This window comes from Phyllobacterium sp. P5_D12, assembly GCF_054049495.1.
Window position 1 is genome coordinate 1 of the sequence record NZ_JBFUMG010000454.1, and the last position, 3,610, is coordinate 3,610.

Annotated in this window: 4 protein-coding genes; 2 read left to right on the top strand and 2 right to left on the bottom strand. The window is 56.4% G+C overall.

From position 1 onward, the window contains the following. On the bottom strand, nucleotides 1-737 hold a 737-nt coding region (locus ACXJ5O_RS21620), incomplete at its 3' end, for an HpcH/HpaI aldolase/citrate lyase family protein (RefSeq protein WP_457301689.1). A 158-nt stretch (nucleotides 738-895) separates the two neighbouring features. On the opposite strand from ACXJ5O_RS21620, the gene leuD reads away from it, so the two are divergent. Both leuD and leuB read left to right on the top strand, forming a co-directional pair. Next, nucleotides 896-1,501 carry a 3-isopropylmalate dehydratase small subunit gene (leuD, locus tag ACXJ5O_RS21625; RefSeq protein WP_112524963.1) on the top strand — a complete coding sequence of 202 codons (606 nt, stop codon included), beginning with the start codon at nucleotides 896-898 and terminating at the stop codon, nucleotides 1,499-1,501. Between the two features lie 67 nt (nucleotides 1,502-1,568). After that, on the top strand, nucleotides 1,569-2,681 hold the full coding sequence (gene leuB, locus ACXJ5O_RS21630) for a 3-isopropylmalate dehydrogenase (RefSeq protein ID WP_457301690.1): 1,113 nt from the start codon (nucleotides 1,569-1,571) through the stop codon (nucleotides 2,679-2,681). 65 nt (nucleotides 2,682-2,746) lie between these two features. On the opposite strand, the gene ACXJ5O_RS21635 is transcribed toward leuB, so the two are convergent. Further along, nucleotides 2,747-3,610, bottom strand: an 864-nt coding sequence (locus ACXJ5O_RS21635; RefSeq protein ID WP_457301691.1) for an MFS transporter, incomplete at its 5' end; no start/stop codon positions are given.

The window sequence follows — 3,610 nt, forward strand, 5'->3', positions numbered from 1 at the left end:
AACCTGGCCTCTGCGACTGAAGTCGCGTCGGGAAGGAAGGACGTGTTGGCTGTTTCAATCTGTGATGGATGAATCAGGGACTTTCCGTCGAAACCCATCTGCACGGCCTCGGTGCATTCGGCCGCAAACCCGTCGAGGTCGGAGAATTCATTGTATACGCCGTCGATGATATCAAGCTTGCCAGCCTTGGCACACAACAGAACTTGCATGAGCCATGGTATTAAAGCGCCGCGCCCTTTCGTGCCGGTCTCCTTCGAAATATCGTTGGTCCCGATGACAAAACAGTCGAGCCGCGCCGTCGAGCGCAATCCGAGCTCGGCGATTTCATCGGCATTGAGGATCCCACGCGGCGTTTCGATCATCGCCCAAAGACGAATCCCCTCGGAAGCATCGGTCTCTTCGAGAATTTCGGCAACGCCGGTGATATCCTGCGGTGTCTCCACCTTGGGGAGGAGTATAGCATCAGGTCTGCAGGCCCGAGCAGCAAGCAAATCCTCGGCGCCCCATTGGCTCGCGAGGCTATTGATGCGGACAATGCGTTCGGCTTTGCTTTTGGGAGGAGCAAGGAAATATTCCCGCAATGCCTCGCGCGCGTCCTCCTTGACGTCTGGGGCTACGGCATCCTCCAGATCGAAGATGATCGCGTCGGCATCAAGCGATGCTGCTTTGGCCAGTGCCCGGTTGTTCGAGGCGGGAACGTACAGCACAGACCGGCGAGGGCGGAAAGTTCGGATCATTCACCTGTTTTGCCTTGATCAGACAGTCAAGACAAGGGCAATCACAAGGGATTGAGCGGCTTCGGCCCAAAGTGCCACAGGCGAAAAGCTTTGATTCGAGGTAAAGCTGGTGTAAAGCGGAGCGCGAAGTCATTACCCAATATCTACAGGCAGATATCATGGACAAGTTCACCAAGCTCACCGGCGTCGCAGCTCCGCTGCCAATTATCAACGTCGACACCGACATGATCATCCCGAAGGACTACCTGAAGACGATCAAACGCACGGGTCTTGGTACCGGTCTTTTTGCTGAAATGCGTTATAATGAGGATGGTTCGGAAAACCCCGATTTCGTTCTTAACAAACCGGCCTATCGCAAGGCGCAGATTCTCGTCGCCGGCGATAATTTCGGTTGCGGCTCAAGCCGTGAACATGCGCCTTGGGCACTTCTGGATTTTGGCATCCGCTGTGTAATTTCGACCAGTTTTGCCGACATTTTTTATAACAACTGCTTCAAGAACGGCATTTTGCCGATCCGGGTCAGCCAGGAAGATCTCGACAAGCTGATGGATGACGCGCAGCGCGGTGCAAATGCGACAATTTCCATCGATCTCGAAGAAATGACGATCAAGGGCCCGGATGGCGGCACGATCACTTTCGAACTTGATGAGTTCCGCCGCTACTGCATGCTCAATGGTCTCGACGATATCGGCCTGACCATGGAAAAGGCGACGAAGATCGACAATTTCGAAGCGGCCAATGCCGAAAAGCATCCTTGGGCCTGAAACCAGTCACCTAATCTGAAAGCCCGGTTTTCCGGGCTTTTTTCTGCGTCTTATGTGAGGTTCTACAATGGCAGCAAAAAAGCTTCTCCTCCTTCCGGGGGATGGTATCGGCCCCGAGGCAATGGCCGAAGTCCGCAAGATCATTGCCTATATGAATGCGGAATTAAAGAGTGACTTCTCGCTGGAGGAGGGGCTCGTCGGCGGCTGTGCCTACGATGCACACGGCAAGGCGATCTCCGAGGCCGATATGGCAAAAGCGCTGTCCGCCGATGCGGTCCTGTTTGGCGCGGTCGGCGGACCAAAATGGGACAGCGTCCCCTATGATGTGCGCCCCGAGGCGGGTCTTCTACGCCTGCGCAAGGATATGGAGCTTTTTGYCAATCTACGGCCGGCGATCTGCTATCCGGCGCTTGCCGATTCATCGTCCCTGAAGAAGGAAATCGTCGAAGGTCTCGACATACTGATCGTCCGCGAACTGACCGGCGGCGTCTATTTCGGCGAACCTAAGGAAATTCGCGACCTTGGCAACGGCCAGAAGCGTGGCATCGATACACAGGTCTATGACACCTATGAGATCGAGCGCATCTCTGGCGTTGCCTTTGAGCTGGCGCGCAGGCGCGGCAACAAGGTGACGTCGATGGAAAAACGCAACGTCATGAAGTCGGGCGTTTTGTGGAATGAAGTGGTTACGGCTACTCACAAGGCGAAGTATTCAGATGTGAAACTCGAACATATGCTGGCCGATGCCGGCGGCATGCAGCTCGTTCGCTGGCCAAAACAGTTCGACGTCATCGTTACGGATAATCTGTTCGGCGACATGCTTTCCGATATCGCGGCAATGCTCACGGGGTCACTCGGTATGCTGCCGTCGGCTTCACTCGGTGCGCCCGACGCCAAGACTGGCAAGCGCAAGGCGCTTTATGAGCCGGTGCACGGCTCGGCGCCGGATATTGCCGGCACTGGCGCAGCCAACCCGATCGCCATGATCGCGTCGTTCGCAATGTGTCTGCGCTACTCGTTCAATATGATCGCCGAAGCTGACAGGTTGGAGGCGGCCATAGCTGGCGTGCTCGACGATGGGCTTCGTACGGGGGATATCATGTCGGAAGGCAAGACCAAAATTGGGACCGTCGAAATGGGCGATGCAATTCTCGCCAAATTCCGGGCTCTTGCAATGTGATACCGTAGTCTGGACAAACAAAAGCCCGGCATGAGAAATCATGCCGGGCTTTTTAGTTTACCGGGTTACTTAATGTCGTGCAGATCGACTCCCCTGGTATCGCGGACAAAGATGATGCCGATGATCAGGGTCATGGCTGCAACGATGATCGGATACCACAGGCCGTAGTAGATATCGCCCTTGAACGCGCTCATTGCGAAGACAGTTGCGGGAAGCAATCCGCCAAACCAGCCGTTACCGATATGATAGGGCAAGGACATGCCCGTATAGCGGATGCGTGTCGGGAACATCTCGACAAGGATCGCTGCGATCGGGCCGTAGACCATCGTCACATAGAGGACGAGGATGAAGAGGATCGCGATGACCTTGGTCCAATTGACGGCAGCCGGATCAGCCACCATCTTGAACGCACCAGCGCCGGGAACCGTGTAGACCGCCACCTCGGTCGCTCCAGCCGCCTCTTCTGCAGTGATCAGCTTATCCTTGATAGCCTGATCGACCGGAACCGTGGTCTTTGCGCCAGCGCGGATAGCAGCCGCATCGAGCGCGAGCTTCGGATTGGCTGCGACGAGAGCATCAAGCTTTGAGTCGACAACCTTCACCGGGTCGCGGACGAGGGGGTAGCCGCCGTCTTGAAGCGCGATGTTGACGCTCTTGGCGAAAGCCGCGTCCTTTGCCTTTGCGTCCGCTCCGGCAGCTGTTGCGTCGTAGGACTCAACCGTCTCCTCGCCAATCTTCACCGTGGCTGCTGTACCAGGTGCAGCAGTCGCTACGACGTCATACGGCACCGAGTTCCGGGTCAGGAATGACGTCGCGATATCGCACGACGTGGTGAACTTTGCCGTGCCAGTAGGGTTGAACTGGAACTTGCAGTCGCCAGGCGCGGCCGTCACCGTCGCACGTACGTTCTGCTGTGCAGCGGCAAGTGC

Coding starts and splice junctions, on each gene's coding strand:
- leuD (WP_112524963.1), top strand. CDS start 896: ATGGACAAGTTCACCAAGCTCACCGGCGTCGCAGCTCCGCTGCCAATT.